The 15662-nt window shown below is 70.1% G+C and carries 15 protein-coding genes; 8 read left to right on the top strand and 7 right to left on the bottom strand.

The genetic code is table 11. From position 1 onward, the window contains the following. The first annotated feature begins 15 nt into the window (after positions 1-15). The 6 genes from CQ045_RS07175 to CQ045_RS07150 all read left to right on the top strand — a co-directional run bounded on the left by CQ045_RS07175 (position 16) and on the right by CQ045_RS07150 (position 5340). On the top strand, positions 16-219 hold the full coding sequence (locus CQ045_RS07175; protein WP_017831237.1) for a cold-shock protein: 204 nt from the start codon (positions 16-18) through the stop codon (positions 217-219). A 190-nt stretch (positions 220-409) separates the two neighbouring features. Continuing rightward, positions 410-1435, top strand: coding sequence for an iron-siderophore ABC transporter substrate-binding protein (locus CQ045_RS07170; RefSeq protein ID WP_105722072.1), 1026 nt, complete (start codon positions 410-412; stop codon positions 1433-1435). Positions 1436-1468: 33 nt separating this feature from the next. Further along, positions 1469-2512: an iron ABC transporter permease gene (locus tag CQ045_RS07165; RefSeq protein WP_105722070.1), complete on the top strand. Its 1044-nt coding sequence runs from the start codon at positions 1469-1471 to the stop codon at positions 2510-2512. Then, positions 2509-3591, top strand: a complete 1083-nt coding sequence (locus CQ045_RS07160; protein WP_105722068.1) for an iron chelate uptake ABC transporter family permease subunit — start codon at positions 2509-2511, stop codon at positions 3589-3591. The genes CQ045_RS07165 and CQ045_RS07160 overlap by 4 nt, the downstream gene beginning before the upstream one ends. Then, complete coding sequence (locus CQ045_RS07155; RefSeq protein WP_105722066.1) at positions 3588-4388, top strand: ABC transporter ATP-binding protein; 801 nt, start codon at positions 3588-3590, stop codon at positions 4386-4388. The genes CQ045_RS07160 and CQ045_RS07155 overlap by 4 nt, the downstream gene beginning before the upstream one ends. After that, positions 4378-5340: a siderophore-interacting protein gene (locus tag CQ045_RS07150; RefSeq protein WP_105722064.1), complete on the top strand. Its 963-nt coding sequence runs from the start codon at positions 4378-4380 to the stop codon at positions 5338-5340. Before CQ045_RS07155 ends, CQ045_RS07150 begins: the two co-directional genes overlap by 11 nt. A gap of 150 nt (positions 5341-5490) precedes the next feature. Here CQ045_RS07150 and CQ045_RS07145 read toward each other — a convergent pair whose 3' ends face one another. Then, on the bottom strand, positions 5491-6333 hold the full coding sequence (locus CQ045_RS07145) for an alpha/beta fold hydrolase (protein ID WP_105722062.1): 843 nt from the start codon (positions 6331-6333) through the stop codon (positions 5491-5493). 96 nt (positions 6334-6429) lie between these two features. On the opposite strand from CQ045_RS07145, the gene CQ045_RS07140 reads away from it, so the two are divergent. Together CQ045_RS07140 and CQ045_RS07135 are read left to right on the top strand one after the other, a co-directional pair. Then, complete coding sequence (locus CQ045_RS07140; RefSeq protein WP_105722060.1) at positions 6430-6996, top strand: TetR/AcrR family transcriptional regulator; 567 nt, start codon at positions 6430-6432, stop codon at positions 6994-6996. 95 nt (positions 6997-7091) lie between these two features. After that, complete coding sequence (locus tag CQ045_RS07135; RefSeq protein ID WP_105722058.1) at positions 7092-7895, top strand: tryptophan-rich sensory protein; 804 nt, start codon at positions 7092-7094, stop codon at positions 7893-7895. Here the strand turns inward: CQ045_RS07135 and CQ045_RS07130 are convergent. From CQ045_RS07130 to CQ045_RS07105, 6 genes are read right to left on the bottom strand one after another with little or no spacing between them, the layout of a single operon-like run. Then, positions 7877-8548: a response regulator gene (locus CQ045_RS07130; protein ID WP_105722056.1), complete on the bottom strand. Its 672-nt coding sequence runs from the start codon at positions 8546-8548 to the stop codon at positions 7877-7879. The genes CQ045_RS07135 and CQ045_RS07130 overlap by 19 nt on opposite strands. Continuing rightward, positions 8545-11103 carry an ATP-binding protein gene (locus tag CQ045_RS07125; protein WP_105722054.1) on the bottom strand — a complete coding sequence of 853 codons (2559 nt, stop codon included), beginning with the start codon at positions 11101-11103 and terminating at the stop codon, positions 8545-8547. Before CQ045_RS07125 ends, CQ045_RS07130 begins: the two co-directional genes overlap by 4 nt. Beyond that, a complete protein-coding gene (kdpC, locus tag CQ045_RS07120) occupies positions 11100-11702 on the bottom strand; it encodes a potassium-transporting ATPase subunit KdpC (RefSeq protein ID WP_105722052.1) in 603 nt (200 codons plus the stop codon). Before kdpC ends, CQ045_RS07125 begins: the two co-directional genes overlap by 4 nt. A gap of 25 nt (positions 11703-11727) precedes the next feature. Then, positions 11728-13881: a potassium-transporting ATPase subunit KdpB gene (kdpB, locus tag CQ045_RS07115; protein ID WP_105722050.1), complete on the bottom strand. Its 2154-nt coding sequence runs from the start codon at positions 13879-13881 to the stop codon at positions 11728-11730. Between the two features lie 2 nt (positions 13882-13883). Continuing rightward, on the bottom strand, positions 13884-15563 hold the full coding sequence (kdpA, locus tag CQ045_RS07110) for a potassium-transporting ATPase subunit KdpA (protein WP_105722048.1): 1680 nt from the start codon (positions 15561-15563) through the stop codon (positions 13884-13886). Further along, positions 15563-15652 carry a potassium-transporting ATPase subunit F gene (locus CQ045_RS07105; RefSeq protein WP_017201862.1) on the bottom strand — a complete coding sequence of 30 codons (90 nt, stop codon included), beginning with the start codon at positions 15650-15652 and terminating at the stop codon, positions 15563-15565. Before CQ045_RS07105 ends, kdpA begins: the two co-directional genes overlap by 1 nt. Positions 15653-15662 lie beyond the last annotated feature (10 nt).

Below are 15662 nucleotides of genomic sequence, written 5' to 3'. Positions count from 1 at the left end.
AGAAAGTAGAAACACATGGCCACTGGCACTGTGAAATGGTTCAACGCGGAAAAGGGCTTCGGCTTCATCGCTCCCGATGACGGCTCGGACGACCTTTTCGCCCACTACTCGGCTATCGCCGGCTCCGGTTTCAAGGAGCTCCGCGAGAACCAGAAGGTCGAATTCGACGCTGAGCGTGGCCCCAAGGGCATGCAGGCGGCGAACATCCGCGCTCTCTGAGCGCGCGCTGACTTCCTGAAACCGGTCGGATCCTCACGGATCCGGCCGGTTTTTTCTGTCCCCGAACGGTTCGTGCATAGGAATCTCCAAAGTGAGGCAGCCCTAACCTCCGTGTTAGATTAGGCCAGGCTTACCAAAGGCTGGGCGCATTTCGCGCCGCCCCCTCCCACCACCACCGAAGGGAACGCCTGTGCGCACCTCTCGAATTCTCGCCATCGGCGCGGCGGCTGCGCTCGCCGTCGGCCTCTCCGCCTGCGCGTCGTCCGCTCCGGAGTCGACCGCGACCGGCGGCGGCAACCCCGCCTCCGCGGACGCCTTCCCCGTCACGGTGGAGCACGTCTACGGCGAGACGACCATCACCGAGAAGCCCGAGCGCGTCGCGACGATCGCCTGGGCGAACCATGAGGTGCCGCTGGCCCTCGGTATCGTTCCGGTCGGGATGAGCAAGGCCACCTGGGGTGACGACGACGACAACGGCGTGCTGCCCTGGGTCGAGGAGAAGCTCGACGAACTGGGCGCCGAGACGCCGGTGCTGTTCGACGAGACCGACGGCATCGACTACGAGGCCGTCGCCGACACCGAGCCCGACGTGATCCTGGCCGCGTACTCCGGTCTCACCCAGGAGGAGTACGACACGCTCTCCAAGATCGCTCCGGTCGTCGCGTTCCCGGAGGTCCAGTGGGGTACCTCGGTCGACGACATGATCGAGATGGACTCCAAGGCCCTGGGTCTCGAGGATGAGGGCAAGGAGCTCATCGAGCAGCTGCACGCCGATGCGGAGACGGCGCTCGAGGCGAACAGCGTCCTCAAGGACAAGAAGGTCCTCTTCTCCTACATCGACCCGACCGACCTCAGCCAGATCGGCTACTACACGGCGATCGACACCCGTCCCGGCTACCTCCACGACCTCGGTCTGCCGTTCCCCTCGATCGTCGAGGAGAACAAGGACAGCGACCAGTTCTACCTGACGGTCAGCTCCGAGGAGGCGCAGAAGTTCGACGACGTCGACCTGTTCATCACGTACGGCGATGAGTCGATCATCCCGTTGCTGCAGGCCGATCCGCTGCTGTCGAAGATCCCGGCGATCGCGGAGGGCCGCATCGCGATCCTCCCCGACGCCTCGCCGATCGCGGCATCCGCCAACCCGTCGCCGCTGTCGATCCCGTGGGGACTCAGCGACTACCTGGCGATCCTGGCTGCACCGCTCGCTCCGTAGTCGTCCGATCCGCATCCGCGGAGTGACCACACAGTGACCTCAGCAATCGTCATCGCACCGGGCGCCGCAGACCTGCGGCGCCCGGTGCTGGTGCGCACCCTCTGGCTGCTCGTCGGGGTCGTGGTGCTCCTCGTCCTCAGCGTCCTGTCGATCTCGTTCGGCGTGCGCGCCGTCTCGTTCGACGACATCGTGGCGGCCCTCAGCGGCCACACCGACACGATCGCCCAGGCCGCGATCGTCAAGCGCATCCCCCGCACGGTCCTCGCCCTCCTCGTCGGCGCCGCGCTCGCGCTGTCCGGCGCGACCATGCAGGCGGTGACCCGCAACCCCATCGCCGACCCCGGCATCCTCGGCGTCTCGAACGGCGCCTCGCTCGCGGTCGTGTGCGGCATCGCCTTCTTCGGCCTGAACAGCCCCTACGGGCAGATGGCCTTCGCGATCGCCGGCGCCGGCCTCGCGGCCGTCTTCGTCTACACCGTCGGCTCGCTCGGGCGCGGGGGCGCGACGCCGCTCAAGCTCGCCCTCGCCGGCGCCGCCACCTCGGCCGCCTTCGCCTCGCTGATCAGCGCGGTGATGCTGCCGCGCGTCGACCTGCTGCAGACGTTCCAGTCGTGGCAGATCGGCGGCGTGGGCGGTGCGGAATGGCCGCGGATCGCGCTCACCGCTCCGGTGCTCGCGCTCGGCGCCCTCATCTGCTTCCTCAGCGCACGCGGCATGAACTCCCTGGCGCTCGGCGACGACATGGCGAAGGGGCTCGGCGAGCACGTGCTGCGCACCCGGATGCTCTCGGCGCTCGGAGCGGTGATCCTCGCCGGCGCCGCGACCGCGATCGCCGGCCCCATCGGCTTCGTCGGCCTGATCATCCCGCACGTGTGCCGGATGCTCGTGGGCACTGATCACCGCTGGCTGCTGCCGTTCTCGGCCATCGCCGGCGCGGCGCTGCTGACCGCGAGCGACATCATCGGCCGCGTGATCGCTCCGTCTTCGGAGGAGATCCAGGTCGGCATCATCACCGCCGTCATCGGCGCCCCGTTCTTCATCTGGATCGTCCGCCGTCAGAAGGTGCGTGAGCTGTGAGCACGACCGAGCACACCGAGCACACCCTCGACCGGGTCGACGAGCCGGCATCCGCGCGCATCGCCCGCGTCGTCGCCGGGCGCCGCTCCCGCCATCGTCGACATGCGGTCGCGACGATCGTCCTCGGCGCCCTCGTCGTCGTGCTCTTCGCGGTCGCCCTCATGGTGGGCAACACCTTCTACCCGCTCGACGAGGTCGTCCGCGTGATCCTCGGCGAGACCGTGCCCGGAGCCTCCTTCACCGTGGGCGACCTCCGACTGCCGCGCGCGATCCTGGCGATCCTCACCGGCTTCGGGTTCGGGATGGCGGGCGTCTGCTTCCAGACGATGCTGCGCAACCCGCTCGCCTCGCCCGACATCATCGGGATCTCGAACGGCGCCGGTGCCGCCGCGGTGTTCGGGATCGTCGTGCTGTCGCTCAACGGTCCGGTGGTGTCAGTGCTCGCGCTCGGCGGCGCGATCGTCACGGCCTTCGTGATCTACCTGCTCTCGATCAAGGGCGGCTTCGCCGGCACGCGCCTGATCCTGATCGGCATCGGCGTCGCCGCGATGCTGCAGAGCGTCATCTCGTACATGCTGTCCCGCGCCGCCAACTGGGACATCCAGACCGCGATGCAGTGGCTGACCGGAAGCCTCAACAACGCGTCGTGGGAGCGGGTGCTGCCGATGGCGATCGCCGCGGCGATCATCGTCCCGCTGATGCTGTCGCAGGGCCGCGCGCTCGGCGCCCTCCAGCTCGGCGACGACTCGGCAGCCGGCCTCGGGGTGCGGGTGAATGCCACCCGCCTGCTGCTCATCCTCGGCGCGGTCGCTCTGCTGGCGTTCGCGACCGCGGCCACCGGCCCCATCGCGTTCGTCGCGTTCATGGCCGGACCCATCGCCGCCCGCATCACGGGTCCGGGGGCCAACCTGCTCCTGCCTTCGGCGTTCGTCGGGGCCGTGCTCGTGCTCGGCGGCGACCTGATCGGCCAGTTCGCCTTCGGCACCCGCTACCCCGTCGGCGTCATCACCGGCGTGGTCGGCGCTCCGTACCTGATCTATCTGCTCATCCGCACCAACCGCTCCGGGGGTTCGCTATGACCGTCTCGCACAGCCTGTCCGCCGAAGGGGTGACACTCGCCTACGGGGACCGCACGATCATCGACGGACTCGACCTCGCCATCGCGCCGGGCCGGATCACCACGATCGTCGGGGCGAACGGATGCGGCAAGTCGACGCTGCTGCGCTCGCTCGCCCGCCTCCTCTCGCCGACCGAGGGCCAGATCGTGCTCGACGGCAAGTCCGTGCACGCGCGTCCCACGAAGGAGGTCGCGCGCATCCTCGGACTGCTGCCGCAGTCGCCCGTGGCGCCGGAGGGCATCGCGGTGGCCGACCTGGTGGGCCGGGGCCGGCATCCGCACCAGAAGATGCTCGCGCGCTGGAGCACGCACGACTACGAGGTGGTGGCGGATGCTCTCGACGCGACCGGCATCACCGACCTCGCCGACCGCAGCGTCGACGAGCTCTCCGGCGGCCAGCGCCAGCGCGTGTGGATCGCCATGGCGCTCGCGCAGGAGACCGACATCCTGCTGCTGGACGAACCCACGACCTTCCTCGACGTCGCTCATCAGGTCGAGGTGCTCGACCTGCTCACCGACCTGAGCGTCTCGCGCGGCACCACGATCGTCATGGTGCTGCACGACCTCAACCTCGCGGCCCGCTACGCCGACGAGCTGGTCGCCATGAAGGACGGCCGCGTGCACGCGACCGGCGCCCCCCAGGACGTGGTGACCGCCGAGCTCGTGGAAGAGGTCTTCGGCCTCGCCAATCAGATCACCATCGACCCGGTCTCCGGCAAGCCGATGGTCACACCCATCGGGAGGCACCATGTCCGCTGAGACGACCACGACCGAGCGTCCGACCTACATCCTCACCCGCGCCGAGGTGCGGGCCGTCGAGCGTGTCTCGCCTTCGTTCGTGCGGGTGACCTTCGGCGGCGACGAGCTGGGCGAGTTCGGCACCCCCGGCGAGGTGTTCGACAGTCGGATCAAGCTGGTCTTCCCGCCGGCATCGGGCATCCTCCCCGACCTCGACCGGGCATCGGACGACTGGTGGCAGTCCTTCCTCGCCGTGCCGGAGGAGGAGCGCGGATCCATGCGCACCTACTCGGTGCGCGACCTCCGCGTCGATGACGCCGGGGCGACCGAGGTGGACGTCGACTTCGTGCTGCACCTCGAGCCGGGGCTGACCGGGCCCGCGTCGCTGTGGGCGAGCCGGGCCGCGGTGGGGCAGGAGCTCTACCTGGTCGGTCCGCGCCGCGGCGTGGACGTCGACGCGCACGGCGGGGCGGAGTTCGCTCCGGGCACCGCCGCATCGGTCGTGCTGGCCGGCGACGAGACGGCCGCTCCGGCGATCGCCCGCATCCTGGAAGACGCGCCCCGAGACCTGCGGGGCGTCGCGTTCATCGAGGTGCCGTCGCCCGCCGACGTGCTGCGCATCGACGTGCCCTCCGGCGTCGAGGTGCACTGGCTGCCGCGCGATGCCGGCGACCCGCACGGCCTGCGCCTGATCCCGGCGGTGCTCGGATACCTGGGCGACGCCGACGCCGCGGAGGAGATCCGCGTGAAGGACATCGACGGCGAGGATCTGCTCTGGGAGACGCCGGACTACTCCGGTCTCGGTGAGGCGATCGACAGCGCGGATGCTCCGGCCGAGCGCTACTTCTGGATCGCGGGAGAGAGCGGCGTGGTCACCACCCTGCGTCGCCACCTGGTCAAGGACCTCGGCATCGACCGCGGACAGGTCGCCTTCATGGGCTACTGGCGCCGCGGCGTGGCCATGCGCGGCTGACGGTCGCCGATTCCGCGCGAGAACCCAGACCATCCGCGCGCCGGCCGGTGCGTCGGGTGTCGACACGCCGGCAGGCGGCGCTCCGGTCTGGGTTCTCGCATGTCCGCTCGGCGGGCGGCGGATGCTCGCAGCGGATGTCGCCGTGCGGAGTTACTTCGCGAGGAAGTCCTTCAGCGCGGCGTTGACCTCGTCGGCATGCGTCCAGAGCAGACCGTGCGGGGCGCCTTCGACCTCGACGTAGTCGGCATCCGGCACCGCCTGGTGGAAGCGGCGGGCGGTCGCGTCGATCGGCAGGATGTTGTCCTTCGTGCCGTGCAGGATCAGGGTGGGCTTCGCGGCGGCGCGGACGGCTTCGACGTCACCACGGAAGTCCTCGATCCAGGACGACACGACCGCGTAGGCGGCCACGGGCGCGCTGCCGATCGCGACGTTCCAGCTGCCCGTCACGGCCTGCTGGCTGATGCGCGAGCCGAGGTTCTCGTCGAGGTTGTAGAAGTTCTCGTAGAAGTCGGTGAACCACGCGAAGCGGTCGCCCTTCGCGGCGGACTCGATGCCGTCGAAGACCTCCTGCGGCACGCCCTCCGGGTTGTCGTCGCGCTGCACCAGGAAGGGCTCGAGCGAGGCGAGGAAGGCGAGCTTCGCGACGCGGTCATGACCGTACTTCGCGACGTAGCGGGCGAGCTCTCCGGTGCCCATCGAGAATCCGACCAGGACGACGTCGCGCAGATCGAGGGTCTCGAGCACCGTGTTCAGGTCGGCGGCGAAGGTGTCGTAGTCGTACCCGGTGTTCACCTTCGAGGACTGGCCGAAACCCCGGCGGTCGTAGGTGATGACGCGGTAGCCCTGGGCGAGGAGCTCGCGGGTCTGGCGCTCCCAGCTGTGGCCGTCGAGAGGATAGCCGTGGATCAGGACGACGGGCTGCCCCGCTCCCTGGTCTTCGTAGTAGAGCTCGATCGGGGTGCTGTTCTCGTTCCCGACGGTGATGTAACCCATGATCCTGATCCTTTCGGTTCCGGTGAGAACGATCGTTCTCGCTCGATGTGTTCAATCTAGAGAACGTTCGTTCTCGTGTCAAGTAGACTTCCGGATATGACCGAAGACGAGGCCCGCGAGCGCATCCTCACCGCCGCCGAAGAGCTCTACTACCGCAAGGGGTACGCGGCCGTCGGCATGGACGAGCTGCGCCAGGCGGCCGGTGTCTCGCTGCGTCGGCTCTACTCCCTGTTCCCGGCCAAGACCGACATCGTCGCCGCGGTGCTCGCGCGCAAGCACGCCGAGTGGGAGGCCGGCCTGTCCGGGGCGGTGGCGGAGGCCGGTGGCGACCCGCGCGCCCGGCTTCTCGCCGTGTACGGATACCTCGAGAACTGGTTCTGCGCGGATGACTTCCGCGGCTGCGCGTTCATCAACGCATTCGGGGAACTCGGTGGCACCAACCCCGAGGTCGCCGCGATCGTCCGCGCGCACAAGGCGTCGTTCCAGGCGTACATGGCAGAACTCGTCGCGCAGACCGGTGCGCCGACCGCCCTCGCCGCACAGCTGTCGATCCTCGCCGAGGGTGCGCAGAGCACGGCCGCGATCTCGAACGACCCCGCTGCGGCCGTGCAGGCCCGCGGCGCCGCGGAGGTCCTGATCGACGCGGCGTTCTCACGCGCCTGAGCTTCTGGGCGCAATTTGTCTCACCTGGTTAGCGAATCTGCTCACGGGTGTCAAGGCCGATGCGGAGCGGTGGTCGCCCCCGTAGCGTGCGGAGCATGGAATCACGCACGAGGGGCATCGGACGTCAGAGCCTGATCATCGCCGCGGCATCGTTCATGCTGATCGCGGCCGCCGTCGGCGCAGGAGCGTTCGGCGGAGCATCCGTCGACGACCTGCAGGACGGCGCGCTCTCGGCGCAGGGCTCGTACCTCGCCCCCGCCGGCCCTGCGTTCTCGATCTGGTCGCTGATCTACATCGGGCTGATCGCCTACACGGTCTGGCAGGCGCTCCCCGCGCAACGTCAGGATGCCCGGCAGCAGGCGGTGGGCGGATGGATCGCGGCCTCGATGGTGCTGAACGGTCTGTGGCTGGTGACCGCGCGGTATCTGACGCTGTGGCTCACGGTGATCGTGATCGCGCTGCTGCTGGCGGTGCTGGCGCGGGTGATCGTGGTGTTGGGACGCTTCCCGGCGCGCAACCTGGCCGACCGCATCCTGACCGACGGAGCGAACGGTCTGCACTTCGGCTGGGTCACGATCGCCACGGTCGCGAACACCGCCGCGTGGCTGACGCAGATCGCGCCGGAGAGCTGGGCGCAGGCCGCGGATGCCTGGGCCGTCGCCGTACTCGTCGTCGTCCTCGTGATCGGGGCGGCCGCCGCCTGGGCGACCGGGCGCATCGCCCCCGCCCTCGCGACGGCGTGGGGTCTGGCCTGGCTCGCGGTCGGCCGGCTCACCGGCGAGCCCGAGAGCACTCCGACCGCGATCACCGCGATCATCGTCGCCGTGCTGCTCGTCGCGGCGGGGGTCGTCGCGGTGCTGCGCCGCCGTGCACGAGCGGGTCAGAGCACGAGCCGATAGCCCATCCCCGCTTCGGTGAGCAGGTGCGCCGGGGTGCCCGGCTCCTGCTCGAGCTTCTTACGCAGCTGCGACATGTACAGACGCAGGTAGCCCGAGTCGGAGACCTGCTCGCTGCCCCAGATCTCCTTCAGCAGATCCTGGCGGGTGACGAGGGCTCCCGGATGTCGGGACAGGTGCTCCAGCATCCGCCACTCGGTCGGCGTCAGGTGCACGCGCGTCCCACCGCGCGTCACGGTCTTGGTCGAGAGGTCGACCACCACATCTCCGAAGGCCACCGCGGACTCGCCGTTCGCCGGGGCCGACCGGCGGGAGAGCGCCCGCAGCCGGGCCAGCAGCTCGTCGACCTGGAACGGCTTGGTGACGAAGTCGTCGGCGCCGGCATCGAGCGCCTCGACCTTGTCGGCCGAGCCGGTGCGACCGGACACCACGATGATCGGCACGTTCGTCCATCCGCGCAGCGCCTGGATCACCTCGATGCCGTCGAGCCGGGGCATGCCGAGGTCGAGCATGATGAGGTCGGGGTGGGTCTGGGCGGCAGCGGCGATCGCGGCGGCGCCGTCGGAGGCCACCACCACCTCGTACCCGTGCGCGGCGAGAGTGATCCGCAGCGCCCGCACCATCTGCGGGTCGTCGTCGGCGATGAGGAGCTTCACTCCGTGCCCTCCGTGTCGGCAAGTCCTGCGGCCAGCGGCAGGGAGATGACCATGGTGAGGCCGCCACCGGGGGTGTCCTCGGGTGTCAGGGTACCGCCCATGCCCTCGGTGAACCCGCGCGACAGGGCGAGCCCGAGCCCGAGCCCTGTCGTGTTGTCGGTGTCGCCGAAGCGCTGGAACGGCTGGAAGATGCGGTCGCGCCGTTCGGGGGAGACGCCTTCGCCACGGTCGATGATGCGGATCTCGGCGCGGTCGCCGAGCGCGCTCGTGGAGACGATGACCCGGCTGCCGTCGGGGGCGTGACGGTGGGCGTTCGCGAGCACGTTCACCAGCACCCGCAGCAGCAGCACCGGGTCCGCATGCAGCGGCGGCAGGTCGGGGTCGAGTGCGAGCTCCACGTCAGAGGGCCCGAGGCCCAGCTCGTCGACGGCGGCGAGCACGGTGCCGGCGGCATCCATCCGGGAGGCGGAGACGGCGAGCACGCCCGCCTGCACGCGGCTCACATCCAGCAGATCGGTGACCAGCGTCGACAGCGTCGCGAGGCTCTCGTCCGCGGTGGCGAGCAGTTCTTCGCGGTCGGATGCCGACAGCCCGTGCGCACCGCGGAGGCCGCCGATGGCCGCGACCGCGGAGGCGAGCGGGCGTCGGAGGTCGTGGCTGACGGCCGACAGCAGGGCGCTGCGCACCTGATCGGTCTCGGCCAGGGCTTCCGCCTCGCTCGCGGTGGCACGCAGGTCGGTGTGCTCGATCGCGGCGGCGAGCTGCGCGACGATCGCATCCAGCAGACGACGCTCGGGCCCAGCGAGAGGCTCGCCGTTCAGCTCCAGGACGGCGCGGGGGCCACCACCGGGTCCGACGCCGACGGGGATCGTCGTGGCGCGGCCGTCGGCCACGGGCTCGCCGTCGCTCGCGAGCACCTCGCCGTCCGGGGCGAGCACGCGCACTCCGCTCAGCCCGAACGCCTCCCGGGTGCGGCTGACCAGCGCCAGCACGGCGTTGTCACCGCGCAGCACGTTGCCGGCCACCGCGGCGAGGAGTTCGGCCTCGGCGGCGGCGCGCTGGGCGATCCGGGCGCGCCGGGCCGCCTGGTCGACGATCAGGCTGACCAGGATCGCGATGACGACGTAGAGCCCGAGGGCGAGCACGTGCAGCGGATGCGCGATCGTGATCGTGAACAGTGGTGCGACGAAGAGGAAGTCGAGCGTGATCCCGGAGAGCACGGCCGCGAACACCGCCGGTCGGATGCCGCCGATGAGGGCGACCACGACCACGAGCAGCTGGTAGGCCAGCACCTCGGCCGTGATCGACTCGGGGCTGCGGTAGGTGAACATGACCCACGACAGCAGCGGGCCGAAGACCAGCGCGACCGCGAAGCCGAGCACCTGCCGACGCCAGCCCAGTGCCCCGCCGGTCATCCGCGGCAGCACCATCCGTCCGCCCGCCGCCGCGTGGGTGACGATGTGCACGTCGATGTCACCGGAGCGCCGGATCACCTCCGAGCCGATGCCGGGTCCGGTGAGTGCGGCCGCGAGACGACTGCGCCGGCTGACGCCGATGACGAGCTGCGTGGCATCGGCTCCCTGCGCGAACTCGACCAGGGTGGCCGGGATGTCGTCGCCGACGACCTGGTGATACGAGCCGCCGAGCGATTCCACGAGCGTGCGCTGTGCGGCGAGGGCTCCCGGCGTCTCGTCGCGAAGGCCGTCCTGGGCGGAGATGTGCACGGCGAGCAGCTCGCCGCCGGCCGAGCGTGCGGCGATCCGGGCGCCGCGGCGCAGCAGTGTCTCGCCCTCGGGGCCACCGGTCAGCGCCACGACCACGCGCTCTCGCGCCTGCCAGGTGCCCTCGATGCCCTGCTCGGCGCGGTAGCTGCGCAGGGCGCTGTCGACCTCGTCCGCGAGCCAGAGCAGGGCGAGTTCGCGCAGGGCGGTGAGGTTGCCGAGGCGGAAGTAGTTCGACAGGGCGGCATCGATCCGCTCGGCCGGGTAGACGAGCCCGGCGGACAGCCGATCACGCAGCGACTGCGGGGCGAGGTCGACGACCTCGATCTCGTCGGCGGCGCGCACCACGGCATCCGGGATCGTCTCCTGCTGCGCGATGCCGGTGATCTTCTCGACCACGGCGTTCAATGACTCGACGTGCTGCACGTTGACGGTCGTGATCACGTCGATGCCCGCGTCGAGCAGCTCGTCGACGTCCTGCCAGCGCTTCGCGTTGCGCGAGCCCGGGGCGTTGGTGTGCGCCAGCTCGTCGACGAGCGCGATCTCCGGCGCCCGCTCCAGAACGCCGTCGACATCGAGCTCGGACAGGGGCACCCCTCGGTGGAGATCGACCCGACGCGGCACCTCGGGGAGGCCGACGGTCTGGGCGAGGGTCGCGGCGCGCTCATGCGTCTCGACGATCGCGATCACGACGTCGTGGCCCTCGTCGAGCAGGCGCCGCCCTTCGGCGAGCATCTCGTAGGTCTTGCCGACGCCCGGCGCCGCCCCGAGCAGCACGCGGAGACGACCTCGGCGCGAGTGGCCCTGAGGTCGACGGATCGGCGCTGCGGTCATTCGCCCTCCCGATCATCGAGCGCGAGGTTGAGTTCGGCGACGTTGATGCGCTCCGCCCCGAGGAATCCCAGATCCCGCCCTTGAATCCTAGACTCCACGAGGTCGCGCACCTCCTGTTCCGACAGCCCGCGCGCCTCGGCCACGCGCGGCACCTGCAGCAGCGCGTACGCCACGCTGATGTGCGGGTCGAGGCCCGAGCCGGACGCCGTGACCGCATCGGCCGGCACCTGCGACGGGTCGACGCCCTCGCGCTCCGCGATCGCGGCCTTGCGCTCGGCGATGGCTGCGATCAGGTCGGGGTTCTCAGGGCCGAGGTTGCTGCCGCTGGAGCCCGCGCCGTCGTACCCGTCGCCCGCTGCGGAGGGGCGGGACTGGAAGTACTCGGACAGGGCTTCGCCGTCGGCATCCGTGAAGGACTGGCCGATCAGCGAGCTGCCCCTGTCGTCGGGAAGCGGCGAGCCGTTCGCCTGCCAGGGGAGCAGCAGCTGGCCGATGCCGGTGACGAGGAGGGTGTAGCCGACGCCGAGCACGAGGGTGAGGACGAGCATCGCGCGAACGGCGACTCCGGCCGTGCGGAGGGTGGTGCGGGAGGAGGACATGTCTGGATTCCGTTTCCGAGCCGGGTCAGAAACCCGGGATGAGGCTGACGACGAGGTCGATGATCTTGATGCCGAGGAACGGGGCGATCACGCCGCCGAGACCGTAGATGAGCAGGTTGCGCTGCAGGATCTGCGAAGCGCTCGCCGGGCGGTACTTCACTCCGCGGAGGGCCAGCGGGATCAGGAACACGATCACGATCGCGTTGAAGATGATCGCGCTGGTCACGGCGGATGCCGGCGAGTGCAGCTGCATGATGTTCAGCGCGGCGAGCCCGGGGAAGACCCCCATGAACATCGCCGGGATGATCGCGAAGTACTTCGCCACGTCGTTCGCGAGCGAGAACGTGGTGAGCGCGCCGCGGGTGATGAGAAGTTGCTTGCCGATGCGCACGATGTCGATCAGCTTGGTCGGGTCGGAGTCGAGGTCGACCATGTTGCCGGCCTCCTTGGCGGCCGAGGTGCCGGTGTTCATCGCGACGCCGACGTCCGCCTGGGCGAGGGCCGGAGCATCGTTCGTGCCGTCGCCGGTCATCGCCACCAGGCGCCCGCCCTCCTGCTCGCGGCGGATGAGCTCGAGCTTGTCCTCGGGCGTCGCCTCGGCCAGGAAGTCGTCGACCCCGGCCTCAGCGGCGATCGCCTTCGCCGTGAGCGGGTTGTCGCCCGTGATCATGACGGTGCGGATGCCCATGGCCCGCAGCTCCTCGAAGCGCTCGCGCAGGCCGTCCTTCACGATGTCCTTGAGGTGCACGACCCCGAGGATGCGGCCCGCGGCACCGGGCGTCGTCACCGCCACCACGAGCGGGGTTCCGCCGCTGGAGGCCACGGCATCCGTGCGGCTCGTGAGCTCGCCGTCGTCGCTGTCGAGCCCGAGCCAGGCCCGCACCGCCGAGCCTGCGCCCTTGCGGATCTGCGTACCGTCGGCCAGATCGAGTCCCGACATGCGCGTCTGCGCCGTGAACGGCACGACCACGGCGTCGGTCGGCGCGGTCACCCGGATGCCGTGCGCTGCGGCCAGCTCGACGATCGAGGCGCCCTCGGGCGTGGGGTCGGCGAGCGAGGACAGCGCCGCGACGTGCAGCAGCTCCTCCCCGTTGACATCCGGAAGGGGCAGCACCTCGTGCGCACGGCGGTTGCCGTGGGTGATGGTGCCGGTCTTGTCGAGCAGCAGCGTGGTGACGTCGCCCGCGGCCTCGACGGCACGCCCCGACATCGCGAGCACGTTGCGCTGCACGAGACGGTCCATGCCGGCGATGCCGATGGCGGAGAGCAGCGCGCCGATGGTGGTCGGGATCAGGCAGACCAGCAGGGCGATGAGCACCGGGATGCTGACGGGCGACGCGGCGTAGGACGCGATCGGGTTCAGGGCCAGCACCACGACCACGAAGATGATCGACAGGCTCGCGAGCAGGATGTTCAGCGCGATCTCGTTGGGGGTGCGCTGGCGGCTGGCGCCCTCGACGAGCGCGATCATGCGGTCGACGAAGGTCTCGCCCGGCTTCGACGTGATGCGCACCACGATCCGGTCGGACAGCACACGGGTGCCGCCCGTGACGGCGCTGCGGTCGCCTCCCGACTCGCGGATCACGGGCGCGCTCTCGCCGGTGATGGCCGACTCGTCGACCGTCGCGATCCCCGCGATGATGTCGCCGTCCCCGGGGATCAGCTCACCCGCGGTCACTATCACGACGTCGTCGCGCTGCAGCTCGGCCGACGAGACCTCGGCGGTCGCGGCCTGCTCGGCGGCGGCATCCGTCGTCTTGTCGTAGCCGACCACGCGGCGGGCCATCGTGCTGGTGCGGGTCTTGCGCAGGCTCGCGGCCTGGGCCTTGCCGCGGCCTTCGGCGACCGATTCGGCGACGTTCGCGAACAGCACGGTCAGCCACAACCAGATCGCGATGCCCCAGGTGAAAGGTGCGGGCACCGGTGTTCCGCCGGAGTCGGCAGGGCCGCCCAGGAACGGCTCGGCGATCGCGAGCACGGTGGTGAACACGGCGCCGACCCAGACCAGGAGCATCACCGGGTTGCGGACGAGAGCTGCCGGGTTGAGCTTGCGCAGGGCCCCGGGGAGGGCCTCGACGAGCTGCGCCCAGCCGAAGGAGCGCGGCGGCTGCGCGGGAGCGGATGCCGGAGCATCCTGTCTTTCGGAGGGGGATTCGGAGGGGGTGGTGATGAGGGTCATGGTCAGACGAGTCCTTCAGCGAGGGGTCCGAGTGCGAGCACGGGGAAGTAGGTGAGTGCGGTGACGATGACCGTCACGGCGAGGAGCAGGCCGACGAACTGCGGCCGGTGGGTGGGCAGGGTGCCGGAGGTGGCGGGGATCCGCTCCTGCGCGGCGAACGAACCGGCCAGGGCGAGCACGAGCACGATCGGCAGGAACCGGCCGAGCAGCATCGCGACACCGAGCGCGGTGTTGAACCACGGGGTGTTCGCGGTGAGCCCGGCGAAGGCGGAGCCGTTGTTGTTCGCGGCCGAGGTGAAGGCGTAGAGCACCTCGCTCATGCCGTGCACGCCGGGGTTCAGGATGCTGGTGGACTCCACGTCATCCCGGATCCCCGGGATCGCGAAGCTCATGGCCGTGCCGCCGAGCACGAGCGCGGGCACCACGAGGATGTACAGGCTCGCGAGCTTGATCTCCCGCGGGCCGATCCGCTTGCCGAGATACTCCGGGGTGCGTCCGACGAGCAGCCCGCCGACGAACACCGCGATGATCGCGAGCACGAGCATGCCGTACAGGCCCGAGCCGACGCCGCCGGGGGCGACCTCGCCGAGCATCATGTTCAGCATCGGCATCATGCCGCCGAGCGCCGTGTACGAGTCGTGCATCGAGTTGACCGCACCGGTCGAGGTGAGGGTGCTGGCACTGCCGAACAGCGTCGAGCCCAGGATGCCGAAGCGCACCTCCTTGCCCTCCATCGCGGCTCCGGCGAGCTCGGGGGCTGTGCCGCGGCCGGCCAGTTCGAGCGCCGAGAGCGCGAAGGTCGAGACGAGGAAGATCGTGCCCATGACGGCGGCGATCGCGTAGCCCTGGCGGTGGTCGCCCACCATGCGGCCGAACGTGCGGGGGAGCGCGAACGGGATCACGAGGATCAGCAACACCTGCAGCAGGTTCGTGAAGCCGGTCGGGTTCTCGAACGGATGCGCGGAGTTGGCGTTGAAGAAGCCGCCCCCGTTCGTGCCGAGGAGCTTGATCGCCTCCTGAGACGCGACGGGGCCGCCCGGAATGGTCTGGGCGCCGCCGGTGACCGTGGTGACGTCGGTGAAGCCCGCGAAGTTCTGGATGACGCCGCCGGCGAGCAGGGCGACCGCACCGATCAGCGCGATCGGGAGGAGGATGCGGCCGAGACCGCGGATCAGATCCACCCAGAAGTTGCCGATCGTGGTCGAGCCGCGACGGGCGAGTCCGCGGATCAGGGCGATCGCGATCGTGAGGCCGACCGCCGCCGAGACGAAGTTCTGCACCGTGAGGCCGGCGAGCTGCACGGTGTAGCCCATGGTCTGCTCAGGTGAATACGACTGCCAGTTGGTGTTGGCCACGAAAGAGGCGGCGGTGTTGAAGGACAGTCCCTCCGGCACGGCCGGGAGCCCGAGCGACTGCGGCAGGAAGGCCTGGAGTCGCTGCAGACCGTAGACGAGGAGCACGCCGACGACGGAGAACGCGAGCACGCTGCGGGCGTAGGCGCGCCAGGTCTGCTCGGACGAGGAGTCGACGCCGATCAGCCGGTAGATGCCGCGCTCGACCCGCAGGTCGCGGGCCGACATGAAGACATGGGCGATGTAGTCGCCGAGGGGGCGGTAGAGGAGCACGAGCACGACCACGACGGCCGTGACCTGCAGGATGCCGAACCAGACTGTCGCGTCCATCAGAACCTCTCCGGTGCGACGAGCGCGACCACGAGGTAGACGACGGCGGCGACCGCGAGGGCGGCGGCGAGGATCTCGAAGACGATCAAAGCCGCTCCA

The organism is Microbacterium sp. MYb66, from assembly GCF_002979435.1.
In the GTDB taxonomy this organism is placed as follows: Bacteria; Actinomycetota; Actinomycetes; order Actinomycetales; family Microbacteriaceae; genus Microbacterium.
The sequence above is the reverse complement of the archived record's forward strand: the minus strand, read 5'-3'. Positions and strand labels throughout refer to the sequence as shown.

Coding starts and splice junctions, on each gene's coding strand:
- CQ045_RS07155 (WP_105722066.1), top strand. CDS start 3,588: ATGACCGTCTCGCACAGCCTGTCCGCCGAAGGGGTGACACTCGCCTAC.
- CQ045_RS07135 (WP_105722058.1), top strand. CDS start 7,092: ATGGAATCACGCACGAGGGGCATCGGACGTCAGAGCCTGATCATCGCC.
- CQ045_RS07150 (WP_105722064.1), top strand. CDS start 4,378: ATGTCCGCTGAGACGACCACGACCGAGCGTCCGACCTACATCCTCACC.
- kdpC (WP_105722052.1), bottom strand. CDS start 11,702: ATGTCCTCCTCCCGCACCACCCTCCGCACGGCCGGAGTCGCCGTTCGC.
- CQ045_RS07145 (WP_105722062.1), bottom strand. CDS start 6,333: ATGGGTTACATCACCGTCGGGAACGAGAACAGCACCCCGATCGAGCTC.
- CQ045_RS07125 (WP_105722054.1), bottom strand. CDS start 11,103: ATGACCGCAGCGCCGATCCGTCGACCTCAGGGCCACTCGCGCCGAGGT.
- CQ045_RS07175 (WP_017831237.1), top strand. CDS start 16: ATGGCCACTGGCACTGTGAAATGGTTCAACGCGGAAAAGGGCTTCGGC.
- kdpA (WP_105722048.1), bottom strand. CDS start 15,563: ATGGACGCGACAGTCTGGTTCGGCATCCTGCAGGTCACGGCCGTCGTG.
- kdpB (WP_105722050.1), bottom strand. CDS start 13,881: ATGACCCTCATCACCACCCCCTCCGAATCCCCCTCCGAAAGACAGGAT.
- CQ045_RS07140 (WP_105722060.1), top strand. CDS start 6,430: ATGACCGAAGACGAGGCCCGCGAGCGCATCCTCACCGCCGCCGAAGAG.